Here is a 16790-nt window from a genome sequence, read left to right on the forward strand (position 1 = left end):
GGACAACACCTTGAACGCCATCGCCGAACTGAACGAACAGACCGACCGCTCGCTTCTCATCGTGGAGGACGACAAGCCGTTCCTGGAGCGGTTGTCGCGCGCGATGGAGACCCGTGGGTTTGCAGTGACGTCGTGTGACACCGTCTCGGATGGCCTCGCGCAGATCGGCAAGGCCGCGCCCGCATTCGCCGTGGTCGATCTTCGCCTCGGCGACGGTAACGGCCTCGACGTTGTCTCCGCGCTGAAGAAGAAGCGCCCCGAAGCCCGCGCGATCGTGCTGACCGGTTATGGCAACATCGCCACCGCCGTGACGGCCGTGAAGATGGGGGCGATCGATTATCTGTCGAAGCCCGCGGACGCCGACGACGTCGTCGCGGCGCTGCTGTCGACCAGCGCGGAGAAATCCGAGCTGCCGACCAACCCGATGTCCGCCGACCGCGTCCGCTGGGAGCACATCCAGCGCATCTACGAGATGTGCAACCGCAACGTCTCGGAGACGGCGCGCCGGCTCAACATGCACCGCCGCACGTTGCAGCGCATCCTGGCGAAGCGCGCGCCGAGGTAGTTTTCGCGCTCTACACTCTCACCGTCACCCTGAGGTGGCCGCCTCTTCGGCGGCCCTCGAAGGGCGGCGGCTGCATCGCGGCCGTGCATCCTTCGAGCCTCCCCATGGGACGCGTTGCGTCCCATGCCTCGCACCTCAGGATGACGGGATACAGATCTCGTAGGGTGGGCAAAGGCGCAACGCGCCGTGCCCACCATATCTCTCCGATCATGATCGACTAGTTTGGTGGGCACGCTGCGCTTTGCCCACCCTACGGCACCTGCGCTTGGGCTTCGCTATTCCCAAAACTCCGCGTGGCCCTGCGGATCGACCAGGCGGTTGATCCGAAGCGCTGCCGCCATTCCAAACCGCACGGTCATCTGCTTGCGCGTGGCAGCGGCAATCTTGTGCTCCGGCGCCTCGCACTGCATGTGCGCGCCATAGGCGTCCGCAATGATCAGGCCGGTGTCTTGCGGAAAGATCTCGCACGGCAGATCCTGCGTGAAGGCGAAGAACAGCCGGTCGCAATGGGCCCGGTATTCGTGCCATTTCTGGTCGGCCCGCAAATCCTCGACCGAGGACTTGATCTCCACGATCCAGATCTCGCCGCGCTCGTTGAGCGCCACCAGATCGGCGCGCCGGCCCGACGGCAGCGGCAATTCGCTGATGCAGGTAAAGCCGAGCGAGCGTAACAGCCGCGCCGTGCCGCGCGCGATCGCCAGCGCCGTCTCGGACTGGCGGCGGTCGGATGGCGGAACAAGGGCGATGTTGCGGGCGATGCTGTCCATGGGGGGAGATTAGCCGATTCCATTCCACCAGTCATTCCGGGCTCGCGCTTCGCGCGACCTGGGACGACGGCGAGTGTGAGGCACGCACGGAACCTCCCCTCCCCCCGGCACTTATCACGCAGCCGCCGCACCTCGGCGGAGCATCGAGGCGGCTCGCGCATGATCGACGATCTCTGGTACAAGAACGGCGTGTTCTACTGCCTGTCCGTCGGCACCTATATGGATGCCGACGGCGACGGCGTCGGCGACTTCAAGGGCCTGCTGCGACGGCTCGACTATTTGCACGGGCTCGGCATCACCACGATCTGGCTGATGCCGTTCCAGACCTCGCCGGGCCGCGACGACGGCTACGATATCGCCGACTATTACAGCGTCGATGCCCGCTACGGAACGCTCGGCGATTTCGTCGAGTTCACCCATGGCTGCAAGCAGCGCGGCATCCGCGTCATCATCGATCTCGTCGTCAACCACACCTCGGACCAGCATCACTGGTTCAAGGAGGCGCGGCGCGACAAGAACTCGCTCTATCGCGACTGGTATGTGTGGTCGGACAAGAAGCCGGCCGGTGCCAACAAGGGCATGGTGTTTCCCGGCGTGCAGAAATCGACCTGGACGCGCGACAAGGAAGCCGGCGCCTGGTTCTTCCACCGCTTCTACGATTTCCAGCCCGATCTCAACACCTCGAACCCGCATGTGCAGGCCGAGATCCTGAAGATCATGGGCTTCTGGATCCAGCTTGGCGTGTCCGGCTTCCGCATGGACGCCGTACCCTTCGTGATCGCGACCAAGGGTGCGAAGCTGAAGAAGCCGGTCGAGCAATACGACATGCTGCGCGCCTTCCGCGAATTCCTGCAATGGCGGCAGGGCGACGCCATCATCCTCGCCGAAGCCAACGTGCTGCCGGAAACGGACATGGAATATTTCGGCCGCGATGCCGACCGCATGCACATGATGTTCAACTTCCACGTCAATCAGCATCTGTTCTATGCGCTTGCATCCGGCGACTCGCGTCCGCTGGGGAAGGCGCTGAAGGCGACCAGGCCGCGGCCGGCCACCGCGCAATGGGGCCTGTTCCTGCGCAATCACGACGAGCTCGATCTCGGCCGCCTGACCAAGGCGCAGCGTGACATCGTCTTCAAGCGCTTCGGCCCCGACAAGGACATGCAGCTCTACGACCGCGGCATCCGCCGCCGCCTCGCACCGATGCCGGGCGGCGACCGCCGTCGGCTCGAGCTCGCCTACAGCCTGATGTGCACGCTGCCGGGAACGCCCGTGATCCGCTATGGCGACGAGATCGCGATGGGCGAGGATCTCTCCCTGCCGGAGCGCAGTTGCGCACGCACGCCGATGCAATGGTCGACCGAGCCGCATGGCGGCTTCACCAAGAGCAACAAGCCGGCATGCCCGGTCATCGACAAGGGTCCCTACGGCTACGAGCACGTCAATGTAGCAAAGCAGCGACGCGATCCCAATTCCATGCTGAACTGGACCGAGCGCATCGTCCGCATGCGCAAGGAGGTGCCCGAGATCGGCTGGGGCGATTTCGCGATCATTCCGACGCGCGATCCCGCCGTGTTCATCATGCGCTACGACTGGCGCGACAATTCCGTGCTGTTCGTGCACAATCTGGATGAGAAGCCGCGCGAGATCGCGTTCTCGGCGGGACTTCCCGGCGACGCCGGCGCGCGCCTGATCAACCTGCTCGCGGAGGATCACAGCCACGCCGACAAGCGCGGCCAGCATCGCGTCGTGCTGGAGCCTTATGGATATCGCTGGTACCGCGTCGGCGGGCTGGATTATCTGCTGAAGCGGAGTGATATCGAGACGCGCTAGTTTGCTCCGCCATTTCCACAATCGTCATTGCGAGCGCAGCGAAGCAATCCAGAATCCTTCCGCGGGGACAGTCTGGATTGCTTCGCTACGCTCGCAATGACGAGGAGAGAGCGTCGACCCCCCGTAGTCCGGGACGACAGCTAGATATGAGGCGGCATCACCACCACGCCCTCGTTGCCGCGCAGGTCCAGCACGCCTTCCAGCCTCTCGCCCTCGCGATCCAGGAACGTCGACAGCAAGATCTCGCTGCCGAAACGGATCGCGCTGGTGGTCACGGCGATGGGGTCGGGCCCGAGATTGAGCACGACGACCACCGCCGTGCCCTCGGCCTCGCGGCGATAGACCAGCAGATCGCCTTGCGCGGCGATCGGATGATAGTCGCCCGCGACCAGCGCCGGAGAAGCCTTCCGCAAGGCAATCAGCCGCCTGTACAGGTTGAGGATCGAACGCGAATCGGCTTCGAGATTGGCGACGTTCTCGTGGATATGGTCCTCCGGCAGCGGCAGCCACGGCCTTACGCCGGAGAAGCCGCTGGCCGGCGACCCATCCCACTGCATCGGCGTACGACAGCCGTCGCGCCCCACCCCGATGCCGGGCACATTCTTCTCGAAGGGATCGCGCACGTCCTCCGGCGCGATCGCGAGCTGATGCATGCCGATCTCGTCGCCGTAATAGAGCGTCGGCGTGCCGCGCAGCGTCAGCAGCAGCATGGCGGCGACGCGGGCCTGCTCTGGCCCGACACGGCTTGCGACGCGCGGACGATCGTGATTGCCGAGCACCCAGTTTGGCCAGGCGCCCCTCGGCAGTACCTTCTCGTAATCCTCGACGATCTTCTCGATCGAGCGCGCGCTCCAGAACGTCGAGAGCAGCGCGAAGTTGAACGGCATCTGCGCGCCGGTGAGATCGTTGCCGTAATAGGCCATCAGCCGGTGCAGCGGCAGGTAGATTTCGCCGATCAGCACGCGGTCGCGATACGCGTCCGTGACGCGCCGCATCTCGGCGATGACGTCATGCACCTCCGGCTGGTCGGTGGAGTATTGCGTCAGGATCTTCTCGTTCGGCGGCCGGCCCTCGACGTAATGCGGGTTCGGCGGGTTATCGCGGAATTCGGCATCCTTGATCAGGTGCCAGATCACGTCGACGCGGAAGCCGTCGACGCCCTTCTCCAGCCAGAACCGCATCACGTCGTAGATCGCCGCGCGGACGTCCGGATTACGCCAGTTGAGGTCCGGCTGCTGGGCAAGGAAAGCGTGGTAGTAATATTGGCCCGTGGTCTCGTCGAATTGCCACGCGCTGCCGCCAAACTCGGACAGCCAGTTGTTCGGGACTCCCTCGTCGGCGGCCGGATCGCGCCAGACGTACCAGTTCCGTTTGGGATTATCGCGCGAGGACCGGCTCTCGACAAACCAGGGATGCTGGTCGGAGGTGTGGTTGGGCACGAGATCGAGGATCAGCTTCAGGCCGTTGTCATGCGCAGCCGCGAGCAGCGCGTCGAAATCCGCCATCGTGCCGAACAGCGGCTCGATGCCGGTATAGTCGGAGATGTCGTAGCCGAAATCGGCCATCGGCGAGGGAAAGATCGGCGACAGCCAGATCGCGTCGACGCCGAGCGATTTCACATAAGGCAGCCGGCGCAAAATGCCGGCGAGATCGCCGACGCCGTCACCGTCGCTGTCCTGAAAGGAGCGCGGGTAGATCTGATAGAAGATGCCGTCGCGCCACCAATTGTCGCCGCCCTGAGCCATGCCGGAAACCCCACCCGAAAATCTGCGTCTCGCGCCAGTGAACGCGCAAGGAACGCCCCGGTTCAAGTTGGCGAGCCAATTGGGACGCCCGTGTGGCGGCAGGCGCGACTGTTCCCGGACGCGCTCCGGGTCGTTGGCACGAATCTTTTGCTTGGCGGCATGGCAAAAATCGGCATTGTGGCGCCATGACCGAGCAAAATGACACCCAGGATTCACAGCAGGCCAAGGCCGGCGCGATCATCGTCCCCGTGACGCTGTTCGAGCAGAACTGCACCATCATCTGGGACGAGCCCGGCAAGAAAGCCGTGGTGATCGATCCCGGCGGCGACGTGCCGAAGATTCTCGACGCAATCAAGCAGACCGGCGTCACCGTGGAGAAGATCTGGCTGACCCACGGCCATATCGACCATGTCGGCGGTGCCGCCGAATTGCGCGATGCCTTGAAGGTGCCGATCGAGGGGCCGCATGTCGCGGATAAATTCCTGCTCGACAATGTCGTGGAGAGCGGCGCGCGCTTCGGCATGACCGGCGGTCGCAATTTCGAACCGGACCGCTGGCTCGACGAAGGCGACAGCGTGTCGATCGGCGGCTTGACGTTCGACATTCTCCACTGCCCCGGCCACTCGCCGGGCAGCGTGGTGTTCTTCAACAAGGCGTTACGTTTCGCCCATGTCGGCGACGTCCTGTTCGCAGGCTCGGTCGGGCGCACCGACCTGCCCGGCGGCAGTCACGCCACGCTGATCAATTCGATCAAGACCAAGCTCTTGCCGCTCGGCGACGATGTCGGCTTCATCTGCGGCCACGGCGCCGGCTCGAGCATCGGCCAGGAGCGGATGACCAATCCGTTCATCACCGGCGAGATGTAGGCGTTACTCGGCGGCCTCCGCCAACGCCGCCGTCTCACTGAGGTTGCGCTCGCCCCATTCGCGGATGGCCGCAACGACCGGCACAAAACTCTTGCCCTTGCGGGTCAGGCGATACTCGACCTTCGGCGGCACCTCGCCAAAATCCTTGCGGTCGATCAGGCCGCTTTGGGTCAGCGCCTTCAATTCGCGGCTGAGCACCCGCGGGGTGATCTCTGCGCTGCCCTCTGTGCCGCGCAACAGGCCGCTCCTGATCTCGCCATAGCGACGCGGACCGTCCTTGAGGTCCCAGACGATGCGGAGCTTGTACTTGCCGCTGATCATCTTCTGAAAGGCCGCAACCGGACAGGTGCGCGCCGGGTTTGCCCTTGCCATGTCGTCTCCTCCATGTGCGAGATGAAAATAGGAGCGACGCCGAAAAAGTCCATACTATCAATTTTGTCCATACTTGCAGGATCGCACGCAAGCCGCAGATGATGACGCACATGATGAACAGGGAGCGTCACATGAAGCACTTCATGATCAGGTACGAATTCAGGAACGGCACGACGGAAGCCTGGCACCAGGAGATCGGCCGCTTCGTCAAGGCGATCGACGGCGATCCGGAGCTGAAGGGGCGGATCGGCTATCGCGTCCTGAAGAACCGCGACGACGGCAGCTATTTCCACCTCGCCAGCGTCACCGACGATGCCGCGCAAAAAGCGCTGCAATCCCGCGACTTCTTCAAGGCCTATCAGGAGATGACGCGGAAGGTCGCCGGCGGCGAGGTAACGGTGACGCCGATCGAATGGATCGATCAGACGGCGTAGGCACAAACTCCGCTGTCGTCCCGGACAAGCGCAGGCGCAGATCCGGGACCATGGCCACAGGGAGAGGTTTGGCGAAGACTCGTCGTTCGGTACTTCGACCGGCCGCGATCGATAGATTCCGCGGCATGGGTCCCTGCGTTCGCAGGAACGACGGCGAGGCTACTTCATCAAACCCGCGGCGGTCAGCGCGCGCGTGATGATCTGGCCGAGATCGAGGCCGCGAGCCTTCTCGCGCTTCAGCGCGGCCGGCTCTTCGGCGACTGCGGCGCGGATCGAGCGGGCGAGATGCGGTGCGGGTGAAAGCACCGGCTTCGACGTCGCGGGCGTCGACGTGGCAGGCTTCGACGTCGAAGACCCGGCCTCGATCTTCGTCCGGGCCGCGTCTGCAATCCAGCCGGTGAGGCCGAAGAACTTTGCGATGTGGTACGACGAGGAGATACCGGCCTCGATCAGGAACGCGCCTTCCAGGCCGTAGCGCTGATCATTGTCGGCGAGGCCGAGCGGCGTGCCATGCGCCATGTCGGTGATGGCGTAGGATTCGACCAGTGTTTCGCCGTCCTTGTTCCACCAGGCCTGGCGCGGATAGCCATCGACAATGGTCTCCGCCATCGGCGCGGCCGGCAGATCATGCAAATCGAGCCACTGCTTGACGATCTCGCTGGCATTGCCGGGATTGACGGTGCGGTCGGCGCTGCCGTGCCACACCGATATCTTCGGCCACGGCCCGCGATGGTTCGAGGCACGCCGCACGAGATCGCCGAGTTCGCGCTCCGGCCGTGCCGGCGAATGGAACATGCCGTCCAGCGCCTCGCGCAGGTTCGAGGCGATGCCATAGGGCAATCCGGCGATCACCGCGCCGGCCGCGAAGACTTCAGGATAGGTCGCGAGCATCACCGAGGTCATGCCGCCGCCGGCGGACAGACCGGTGATGAAGACGCGCCTGGGATCGATGCGGTGCGCTTCGGCCATATGCGCGATCATCTCGCGAATCGACCGCGCCTCGCCGCCGTCCCGCGCAGTGTCTTCCGGATTGAACCAGTTGAAGCAGGTGTTGCCGTTGTTGATGCGCTGCTGCTCGGGCATCACCAGCGCAAAGCCGTAATGCTGCGCGAGCGTCGACCATCCCGCACCGAGATCGTAGCTTGCTGCGGTCTGGCCGCAGCCATGCAGCACGACGACGAGCGCGCGCGGCTTCTGGAGTTGCGCCGGCACGAACGCGAACATGCGCAAGTTCCCGGGATTGTCGCCGAAGCCGGTGACCTCTTCCAGCGGGCTGGACACGTCCGCGCTCCGGCCGAACTCGGCAAGGCGCAGACCATCCACCTTTGGCAGATGTCTCAAGAGAGCAAGATTTTTAGCAAGCGACACGGCAACTCCTGGCAGGCGACGTTCAACGTTCACCCAAACCAAATAGTTGCTGCGGTGCAAAATAAAAAGCCCGTGTGCTGTCAATCACCCGAAATCACGCAAAAATCCGCAGGAATCCGCATGAATTAACCGCAATGCCTCAACTTCGTGCAGAGACGCGGCGCATCCACGCCAGAAATGCGGCGCAGATCGTGATTAACACCGCAAACGCGGCGAGCGAAACGAAGAAGCCTGCGCGCGCCGATTGCAGCGCTTCGATCGCAAAGAACGCCGCGCCGATTGCGGCCACTCCGGCCGCATTTCCGATCTGCGCTGTCGTGCCGTAGATGCCGGACGCCGAGCCTGCCGCGACAGGCTTCACCGTCGAGAGCACCGCACCTGACAGCGGCGCCATCACCAGCCCCTGGCCGTAGCCGAAGATGATCATGGTCAGCGCGAGCGCGACCGGCGTCGGTGCATCGTCATGGACGACAAGAAGCGCAAGCGCCGCAAGGCCCGCAATCTGCAATGCGCAGCCTTCGATCAACACCTTGGTCCCGCGATGGCGCGCCCGCGCGCCGCTGTGACGCGACGCGACCACGAAGGCCAGCGCGAGCGGAATGAAGGCCATGCCGGCCGCGAGCGGCGGGATCTTCAGGCCGCGCTGCATGAACAGCGTCATGACGAGATAGAATGAGAGATTGGCGACGAAGAAAAAGAACGCCGCGCCGAGCCCGCGCAGGAAAGCGGCGTCGGACAGCAGCGTCAGATCGATCAGCGGCATGCCGCCGGCGCGCGCAACCGCATGCTCGAGCTTCAAGAACGCGACGAGGATCGCGCCGCCGATCGCCATCACGGCCCATAGCCACGGCGCCCAGCCGACATCGTGACCGAACAGCAGCGGACCGATCAGGCACAGCAGCCCCGCGAACAGCACCATGCTGCCCTTGATGTCGAGCCGCGTGCCGGCCCGGCGCGGCGCCGACGGCATGATCCGCCAGGCGGTGGCCGCAATGACGAGGCCGCAGGGCACGTTGACGAAGAACACCGAGCGCCAGCCGGTACCGGCGAGGTCGATCGTGACCAGGAGACCACCGAGCAGAAAGCCCGCGGCGCCCGCAAGCCCGAGCACGATGCCGTAGACGGCGAAAGCGCGGCTGCGCTGTTCGTCGGTGAACAGCAGATGCAGCGTCGCCAGCACCTGCGGCACCATCAGCGCTGCAGTCGCGCCCTGCGCCAGCCGCGCGATGATCAGCTCCGCGCCCGATTGCGCCAACCCGCACCACAGCGAGGTCGCCGTGAAACCGAGCACGCCGACGATGAATACGTTCTTCGTGCCGTGGATGTCGCCAAGGCGACCGCCCGTGACGACCAGCGTCGCATAGGCGATCAGATAGATCGCGATGACGGATTCGATCTGCGCCGGCGTCGCATGCAGGTCGACCGCGATGGTCGGGATGGCGACGTTCACGATGAAGGCATCGACGCCGAACATGAACTGAGCGGCGACGACGATCGCCAGCACTCCCCAGCGGCGCGACGAATCGAGTTGTTTTGTGACGGTTTGATGCATTTTCGCGCGAGCCTTCAGCGATTTATTTGCGCGCAAAGCTCGCAGATCGGCGTCATCGGTGCGATTACCTCCGAGGTAGGACTTGCCGCTTTGGCCCGATTGCTGTTGGTGCCGTGGGGCTTGATGACGCTGTAGCGGCGAGCTTCACCGCTCTGGCCTCTCGTCATGCCAGGGCTTGTCCCGGCCATGACGGCCGAGGGAGCGTGTGCGCACAAAATCGGGAGAAAAAGAAGAGAGCGGTCTTCGCTGCGCATGCCTGCATTCCGCCGCGCGGGACACCGCGCGATTGCGTTCGCTATCGCCAGCACGTAGCCTCATCGCCTCAACAAACAGAAAATTCAGCCGGAGAGAACGCCATGGCGCGCCTGAAGTTCGGAGCCTTCCTTGCCCCGCATCACCCGATCGGGGAGCATCCGATGCTCCAGTTCCGGCGCGATCTCGACCTGGTCGAGCAGCTCGACGCGCTCGGTTATGACGAGTTCTGGTGCGGCGAGCATCATTCCTCCGGCTGGGAGATGATCGCCTCGCCCGAGATGTTTCTGGCCGCGGCCGGCGAGCGCACCAAGCGGATCAAGCTCGGCACCGGCGTGGTGTCGCTGCCCTATCATCATCCCTTCAACGTCGCCCAGCGCATGGTGCAGCTCGACCACATGACCGGCGGCCGCGCCATTTTCGGCTCCGGTCCCGGCGCGCTGGCGTCGGACGCGCACACGCTCGGCATCGACCCGATGACGCAGCGCGACCGCCAGGACGAGGCCATCGGCGTGATCCGCCGCCTGTTCAATGGCGAGCGCGTCACCGCGAAGAGCGACTGGTTCACCATGAACGACGCCGCGCTCCAGATCCTGCCCTTGCAGGAGGAGATGCCGTTCGTGGTGGCCTCGCAGATCTCGCCCTCGGGCATGACGCTCGCCGGCAAATACGGCATCGGCATCATCTCGCTGGGCTCGATGACGACGCAGGGGTTGATGTCCCTGCAACAGCAATGGCAGTTCGCCGAGGACGCCGCCAGGAAACACGGCACCAAGGTGGATCGGGCGAACTGGCGCGTGCTGCTGACCTGGCACCTCGCCGAGACCCGCGAGCAGGCCCGCCGCGAAGCCGGCGCCGGCCTGATGCGCTGGCACAACGAATATAACGTCGGCACGCTGCAGCGGCCGGGCCTGACCGCGTTTGCCTCGCCCGACGAGGCCGTGGACAAGACCGCTTTCGTCGACGGCGCGGCCTCCGTCATCGGCACACCCGACGACCTCGTCAAGATGATCAAGAACGTGATGCAGGTGTCGGGCGGCGTCGGCGCCGTGATCGGCTTCGTGCACGATTGGGCCAATCCCGAGAATACCCGCCGCAGCTGGGACCTGGTGGCGCGCTATGTCGTGCCCGAGATCAACGGCTATATCGATGGACTGCGCAAGTCGCAAAAGTTCGTGATCGAGAATCGCGCGATCTTCGAACGCGCCGGGCAGGCCGTGATGGCGAAGATCATGGAGAACGAGAAGGCTGCAGAGGCCCTGAAGGTGACCGGCGCCGGCCGCGTCGCCATTCCCGCCGTCAACGCCCCGGATTTGCAGAAGGAAGCGGCGAAGCGGTAGGCCCGTCGGAATTACGCTTGTAACGACGTTCACAAGAAAGACATCCCGGCCTGTGCTATGCTGACCCCGGTCAGCTGGCGCGGGCCGTAGTCATCTGTGTTCGCGCGGCTGTTCGGTCGGTCAACCGGAGCAATCGTCATGTCGATGCAGAATGTCGCCCCTGCGCTTCCGTTCATCGCGCCCAAGCGCAACGAGCTGACGCACATTCCCGGCGACGAGGGCTGGCCGATCATCGGCAAGACCTTTCAGGTGCTCGCCGACCCCAAGGGACATATCGAGGCGAACGGCGCCAAATACGGCCCGGTCTACCGCACCCATATTTTCGGCGAGACCAACGTCGTGCTGCTCGGCCCCGAGGCCAACGAGCTCGTGCTGTTCGACCAGCAGAAGCTGTTCTCCTCGACCCACGGCTGGAACAAGGTGCTCGGCCTGTTGTTTCCGCGCGGCCTGATGCTGCTCGATTTCGACGAGCACCGTCTGCATCGCAAGGCGCTGTCGGTCGCGTTCAAGTCGGGGCCGATGAAGTCGTATCTGAGCGATCTCGACCGCGGCATCGCCGCGCGCGTCGCGCAGTGGAAGGCAAAGCCCGGCGAGATGCGGCTCTATCCGGCGATGAAGCAGCTCACGCTCGACCTCGCGGCGGCGTCCTTCCTCGGTGCCGATATCGGGCCGGAGGTCGACGAGATCAACCGCGCCTTCGTCGATATGGTCGCGGCCGCCGTCGCCCCGATCCGCCGGCCGCTGCCGGGCACCCAGATGGCGGCCGGCGTTAAGGGACGCAAGCGCATCGTCGCCTATTTCCGCGAGCAGATTCCGCTGCGACGCGGCAATCACGGCGGCGATGATCTGTTCTCGCAACTCTGCCGCGCCACCCACGAGGATGGCGCCCTGCTCTCCGAGCAGGACATCATCGACCACATGAGCTTCCTGATGATGGCGGCGCACGACACGCTGACCTCGTCGCTGACCTCATTCATCGGCGAGCTCGCCGCCAATCCGGACTGGCAGGATAGATTGCGCGCCGAGGTTCTTGCGCTGGGGCTCGCACCGGGTTCGCCGAGCAGCTTCGACGACCTCGAAAAAATGCCGCTGTCGGAGATGGCGTTCAAGGAAGCGTTGCGGATCAAGCCCCCGGTACCCTCGATGCCGCGCCGGGCAATGCGCGACTTCACCTTCAAGGGCTTTACGATTCCCGCCGGCACCGCCGTCGGCGTCAATCCGCTCTACACCCACCACATGAAGGACATCTGGCCGGAGCCGGATCGCTTCGATCCCTTGCGCTTCACCGAGGAAGCCCAGCGCAACCGGCATCGCTTCGCCTGGGTGCCGTTCGGCGGCGGCGCGCATATGTGCCTCGGCCTGCACTTCGCCTATATGCAGGCAAAATGCTTCGCACGGCACTTCTTGCAGAACATCGAGGTGTCGCTGGAGCCGGGCTACAAGCCGGACTGGCAGATGTGGCCGATCCCCAAGCCGCGGGATGGGTTGAAGGTCAGGGTGAAGGCGGTGTAGCTCACATCTCTCGTGTCCCGGACGCGCTGCAGCGCTTGCGCTGCTGCGCAGAGCCGGGACCCAGAATCTTGCGATACTTTCAGCTCGGAGAGATGGGCCCCGGCTCTGCAGCGCACCGCTGAAGAAGCGCTGCGCTGCGTCCGGGGCACGAGACCTGCCGCGAGCGCTGGTCTCGTAGGGTGGGCAAAGGCGCGCAGCGCCGTGCCCACGATTTGCCGAGATGGAAAGAATTGGTGGGCACGGCAGCCCGCAGCAACTACGCCCCCTGATCGAACGCCTTGCGCATTGCGGCGTAGCCCTGCTGCTGCTGGCTCCAGTTGCGGCCGCCGGTGACGGCGCCGTCGACGACAAGATCGTGTCCGTTGACGAAGCTCGATTCGTCGCTCGCGAGAAACACCGCGGCCTGCGCGATGTCATCGGGAAGGCCCGCGCGCGGGATCGGCTGCGCGGTCTTGAACACCTCGCGCATCACGGCCGGCGTCGCCTCCGCGGCATCGGTCGTGAGCCCCAGCGCCTTGCCGAAAATGCCGGTCGCGATCGCGCCGGGCGAGATCGAGTTGACGCGCACATTGGACTCGCCGAGCTCCATCGCCACGCATTTGGTGAGATGGATCACCGCCGCCTTGGCCGCGCCATAGACGACCGAGGAGGAAAAACCGGCAAGTCGGCCTGCGATGCTGCCATTGTTGATGATGCTGCCAGAACCCTGTTTCTTCATGACGGGCGCGGCGTGCTTCATGCCGAGCATGACGCTGCGTACCAGCGTCGCCATCGCGGCGTCGAAGCGTTCGACCTCGAGGCTCTCGATGCCCCCGGTCTGCGCCGGGCCGCCGGCATTGTTGAACAGGCAGTCGATCCGGCCGAACTTCTCCACCGCGAGCGCGATCAGCGCCTGCATCTGCGCTTCGACCGTCACGTCGGTCTGGCGGAAGATGCAGACGGCCCCGAGCTGCTTCGCCAGCGCCTCGCCTTCCGGTATGCGCCGTCCCGCGATCACAATTTTGGCACCTTCGGCAACGAAGACTTCCGCGGTTCGCAAGCCGATCCCGCTCGTCGCGCCCGTAATCACCGCAACCTTGCCATCCAGCCTGCCCATGGAATGCTCCTGTTCTCGAATGATTGGATGCCAAATGGCGGACGCCGATCGATTTCGGCGCCGCGACAGTCACTATTCCTGCCGGTCCGCGACAAGGCAAGCTTTGCTTGTGCATGCGACATGCGTAACATTCCCGCTCCTTTCTCGATTTACGCGCGCATAGCGCAACCGGGCCGGGCATGGAGAAGCTGATCGACGAATTCCGCAAGGGCTGGCAGGGCGTGGCGGCGCCATCGCTCGCTCTGAGCCTCGCTTTCGCGGTCGCCTGCCTGCTGGTTGCGACGCTGGCGCGCTGGGGTCTCGCGCATGTGCGGCCCGATGTCTACTTCACCCCGTACTTCCCGGCCGTGTTCTTTGCCGCCGCATTCGGCGGCTTGCGGATCGGCATCATCACGGCGCTGGTCGGCGGCGTGCTCGGCGTCGTCGTCAATTTCGGCGACGCTTTTGCCGATCGCTCCAGGTTCACCTTGCTGACCCTCTATTGGGGCGTCTCCGCGCTCACCATCTGGGGCGTCGAGCATTATCGCGCGATGCTGGCGGAGCAGCGCCGAATCTCCAAACGCCTGATCGAGGAAGAAGACTATCGCAAGCTGCTGGTCGACGAGCTCCAGCACCGGCTGAAGAACAAGCTGTCGACGGCGCACGCCGTGCTACACCAGGTGCTGCACGACCAGCCGCAGGTCTGGGCCCGGATCGATCCGCGGCTACGGTCGCTGGCCGCAACCGACGATCTGATCTCGCGGATCGACAAGGGCGGCTGCGATATCCGCGATCTCCTGATCGCGGAGCTCGGACCTTACGGGCATGTCCGCTTCACGCTCAACGGCGACCAGCTGTTCCTGCCGCCGAAGCTCGCGGTCACGCTGTCGCTGATGTTTCATGAGCTCGCCACCAACGCGGGCAAATATGGTGCGTTCTCCGCGCCGCGCGGATTATTGCAGGTGTCATGGACCGTCAGCGGCGACCGTCTGACCGTCACCTGGGATGAAACCGAGGGCCCGAGCATCGATAAGGTCTCCGAGCCCGGCTTCGGCACAAAGCTGCTGAAATCGGCGCTGTCAGCTTTCGACGGCAAGTCCGAGGTCTCGTATCTCAAGACTGGCCTGCATTGCATCATGCAATGCCGCATCCCGCAAAGCGGCTAGACGCAAGCGAACGAGACGCGCGCTCCATGCGCAGTTTCGCCGGGCGCGTTGACGCCCTGTTAATGACGATGGGTCGCACGCGTCGCATCGCCGCAAAACACCCCCGTATTTCTGCTGACCCCTTAACCAAACCTAAGAGGGAACTGCGCAAGATCGCGGGCATTGCAAAGGCGCGCTGAACCAACAAGATTCATGACTTCTATGAACGACAATAGATATTCCGGCGCGAGTGAAGCCGAACTCGGATTTCTCAAGGAAATCGTTAGAATGCTGCCGGCTGGCTTGACCGTGCAGGACGCGCAGGGACAACTTTTGCTGGTTAACGATGTCGCGGCGGCGCAACTCGGCATGGACGGCAGCCGACCCTCGCCCGATCTGACGCCGCGCCGGGAAGCCTGCCAGCGGGCACTGAGGTCCGGCGAGGCGGTCATCTCCGAGGAAGCGCTCCATGAGGGAGCCGCACGCCAGGTGCTGCTGACGACCCATCGCCCCGTTCGCCTGGCCGGACGCGAGCTGCTGATCTCGGCCTCCTCCGACATCACCGAGCAGAAGAATTTCGAGGATCAGCTGTTCCGCTCCGCCTATTTCGACGAGCTGACCGGCCTGCCCTCGCGGCGCGTGATCGAGCATCGTGCCAACAGCCTGCTCGCGAAGGATCGTAGCGGCGAGCGTTTCGCGCTAGCCTTCCTCGACGTCGACAATTTCAAGCACATCAACGACTATTACGGCCACGCCGTCGGCGACGCGCTGCTGGTCGAGCTGTCGAAGCGGCTCGGGCGCGACCTGCGCGATTCCGACATGCTGTCGCGCATTTCCGGCGACGAATTCCTGCTGCTGCTCTCGCCGATCCAGAGCCAGGAGGAAGTCGCCGAGTTCATGCAGTCGACGCTGGAGCGGCTGACTGCGCCGTTCTTCATCGACAGTTCGGAGCTGTTCGCCTCCACCTCGGTCGGCATCAGTCTCTATCCCGATCACGGCCGCAGCTTCGAGACGCTGCGCCAGAATGCCGACATCGCGATGTACCGCATCAAGAATGACGGCAAGGGAATGGCGGCGTTCTTCGACGCCAGCATGGAGCGCGAGGCACAGGCGCGGACCAAGATCGAGCAGTCGCTGCGGCTCGCGATCCTGGAAAAGCGCTTCTGCTGCGCGTTCCAGTCCAAGGTCGACATCCGGACCCAGGCCGTGAAGGGCATCGAAGCGCTGGTGCGCCTGCGCGACGACGAGGGCGTGATCCAGGCGCCGGGCTCGTTCATCAACCTTGCCAGCGAATTGGGACTGATCGACGAACTCACCCATCTCGTGCTCGCCGAGATCGTCAAGTCGATCGACCTGATCAACGACACCTTCGGCGCGGAAGCGACCATCAGCATCAACGTCGCCGCCAAGCAGGCCGGCAATCCCGAATTCATGCGCAATTTCGCCCAGGCGCTCGACGACACCGGCTTTCCGCAGCGCTTCATGATCGAGGTGACGGAAGACGCCTTCGTCGCCAAGAATCACTTCCAGGCCGAGATCCTGCCGATGTTCCGCAAGCTCGGCGTCGGCATCTCGATCGACGATTTCGGCACAGGCTATTCCTCGCTCTCGGCGCTCGCCGACATCACCGCCGACGAGATCAAGATCGACCGCTCCTTCATCACCGACATCCATAAGCGCCCGCGCAGCCAGGGCATCTTGCGCGCGATCGAATCCCTGAGCGAAGCGCTCGGCATGACCGTGATCGCCGAAGGTCTCGAATCCTACGAGGAGCTGGCCTATCTGCAGGCCGCGACCAAGATCCGCTACGCGCAAGGCTATTATTTCGCCCGGCCGATCTTCCTCGAGGAGCTCAAGCTCGCAACCCCCGCTTCCAGCGAGTCCCGCGCCAACGTGGCCAGCCGCCCGATGCAGCAGAACCGCCAGGGCTATTCGCGGGCCAACGGGTATCGGCGTTAACCCCG

General features: G+C 64.3%; 15 protein-coding genes. 9 read left to right on the forward strand and 6 right to left on the reverse strand.

The window, feature by feature from the left end; translation table 11 throughout:
* The first annotated feature begins 10 nt into the window (after positions 1-10).
* Complete coding sequence (locus JQ627_RS35885; RefSeq protein ID WP_074122131.1) at positions 11-565, forward strand: ActR/PrrA/RegA family redox response regulator transcription factor; 555 nt, start codon at positions 11-13, stop codon at positions 563-565.
* 275 nt (positions 566-840) lie between these two features.
* On the opposite strand, the gene JQ627_RS35890 is transcribed toward JQ627_RS35885, so the two are convergent.
* Complete coding sequence (locus JQ627_RS35890) at positions 841-1332, reverse strand: MmcB family DNA repair protein (RefSeq protein WP_212489059.1); 492 nt, start codon at positions 1330-1332, stop codon at positions 841-843.
* 159 nt (positions 1333-1491) lie between these two features.
* On the opposite strand from JQ627_RS35890, the gene JQ627_RS35895 reads away from it, so the two are divergent.
* Positions 1492-3165 carry an alpha-amylase family protein gene (locus JQ627_RS35895; RefSeq protein WP_212489060.1) on the forward strand — a complete coding sequence of 558 codons (1674 nt, stop codon included), beginning with the start codon at positions 1492-1494 and terminating at the stop codon, positions 3163-3165.
* A 140-nt stretch (positions 3166-3305) separates the two neighbouring features.
* On the opposite strand, the gene JQ627_RS35900 is transcribed toward JQ627_RS35895, so the two are convergent.
* On the reverse strand, positions 3306-4910 hold the full coding sequence (locus tag JQ627_RS35900) for an alpha-amylase family glycosyl hydrolase (RefSeq protein ID WP_212489061.1): 1605 nt from the start codon (positions 4908-4910) through the stop codon (positions 3306-3308).
* A gap of 185 nt (positions 4911-5095) precedes the next feature.
* On the opposite strand from JQ627_RS35900, the gene JQ627_RS35905 reads away from it, so the two are divergent.
* On the forward strand, positions 5096-5776 hold the full coding sequence (locus JQ627_RS35905; RefSeq protein ID WP_212489062.1) for an MBL fold metallo-hydrolase: 681 nt from the start codon (positions 5096-5098) through the stop codon (positions 5774-5776).
* Positions 5777-5779: 3 nt separating this feature from the next.
* Here JQ627_RS35905 and JQ627_RS35910 read toward each other — a convergent pair whose 3' ends face one another.
* Positions 5780-6148 carry a helix-turn-helix domain-containing protein gene (locus JQ627_RS35910; protein ID WP_212489063.1) on the reverse strand — a complete coding sequence of 123 codons (369 nt, stop codon included), beginning with the start codon at positions 6146-6148 and terminating at the stop codon, positions 5780-5782.
* 131 nt (positions 6149-6279) lie between these two features.
* Here JQ627_RS35910 and JQ627_RS35915 point away from each other — a divergent pair, with 131 nt between their 5' ends.
* Positions 6280-6582, forward strand: coding sequence for a hypothetical protein (locus JQ627_RS35915; RefSeq protein ID WP_249143674.1), 303 nt, complete (start codon positions 6280-6282; stop codon positions 6580-6582).
* Positions 6583-6741: 159 nt separating this feature from the next.
* Here the strand turns inward: JQ627_RS35915 and JQ627_RS35920 are convergent, their stop codons facing one another.
* Complete coding sequence (locus JQ627_RS35920; RefSeq protein ID WP_212489065.1) at positions 6742-7950, reverse strand: PHB depolymerase family esterase; 1209 nt, start codon at positions 7948-7950, stop codon at positions 6742-6744.
* A gap of 139 nt (positions 7951-8089) precedes the next feature.
* Complete coding sequence (locus JQ627_RS35925) at positions 8090-9502, reverse strand: MFS transporter (protein ID WP_212489066.1); 1413 nt, start codon at positions 9500-9502, stop codon at positions 8090-8092.
* A gap of 356 nt (positions 9503-9858) precedes the next feature.
* Between JQ627_RS35925 and JQ627_RS35930 the strand changes: the two genes are divergently transcribed.
* Together JQ627_RS35930 and JQ627_RS35935 are read left to right on the forward strand one after the other, a co-directional pair.
* Entirely contained in the window at positions 9859-11094 is a 1236-nt protein-coding gene (locus JQ627_RS35930; protein WP_212489067.1) for an LLM class flavin-dependent oxidoreductase, read from the forward strand.
* Between the two features lie 138 nt (positions 11095-11232).
* Positions 11233-12606, forward strand: a complete 1374-nt coding sequence (locus tag JQ627_RS35935; RefSeq protein WP_212489068.1) for a cytochrome P450 — start codon at positions 11233-11235, stop codon at positions 12604-12606.
* Positions 12607-12862: 256 nt separating this feature from the next.
* Here JQ627_RS35935 and JQ627_RS35940 read toward each other — a convergent pair whose 3' ends face one another.
* Positions 12863-13702 (reverse strand): SDR family NAD(P)-dependent oxidoreductase, encoded by an 840-nt coding sequence (locus tag JQ627_RS35940; protein WP_212489069.1) that lies wholly within the window; start codon positions 13700-13702, stop codon positions 12863-12865.
* A gap of 179 nt (positions 13703-13881) precedes the next feature.
* Here JQ627_RS35940 and JQ627_RS35945 point away from each other — a divergent pair, with 179 nt between their 5' ends.
* The 3 genes from JQ627_RS35945 to JQ627_RS35955 are packed head-to-tail and all read left to right on the forward strand — an operon-like array spanning position 13882 to position 16785.
* The gene (locus JQ627_RS35945) at positions 13882-14847 is read left to right on the forward strand and encodes a sensor histidine kinase (RefSeq protein WP_212489070.1); all 966 of its coding nucleotides are present in this window, start codon (positions 13882-13884) and stop codon (positions 14845-14847) included.
* A 26-nt stretch (positions 14848-14873) separates the two neighbouring features.
* A complete protein-coding gene (locus JQ627_RS35950) occupies positions 14874-15026 on the forward strand; it encodes a hypothetical protein (protein WP_212489071.1) in 153 nt (50 codons plus the stop codon).
* Between the two features lie 22 nt (positions 15027-15048).
* Positions 15049-16785: a bifunctional diguanylate cyclase/phosphodiesterase gene (locus tag JQ627_RS35955; RefSeq protein WP_212489072.1), complete on the forward strand. Its 1737-nt coding sequence runs from the start codon at positions 15049-15051 to the stop codon at positions 16783-16785.
* Positions 16786-16790: the final 5 nt, after the last annotated feature.

This window comes from Bradyrhizobium liaoningense (assembly GCF_018130785.1).
GTDB classification, from domain to species: domain Bacteria; phylum Pseudomonadota; class Alphaproteobacteria; order Rhizobiales; family Xanthobacteraceae; genus Bradyrhizobium; species Bradyrhizobium liaoningense_A.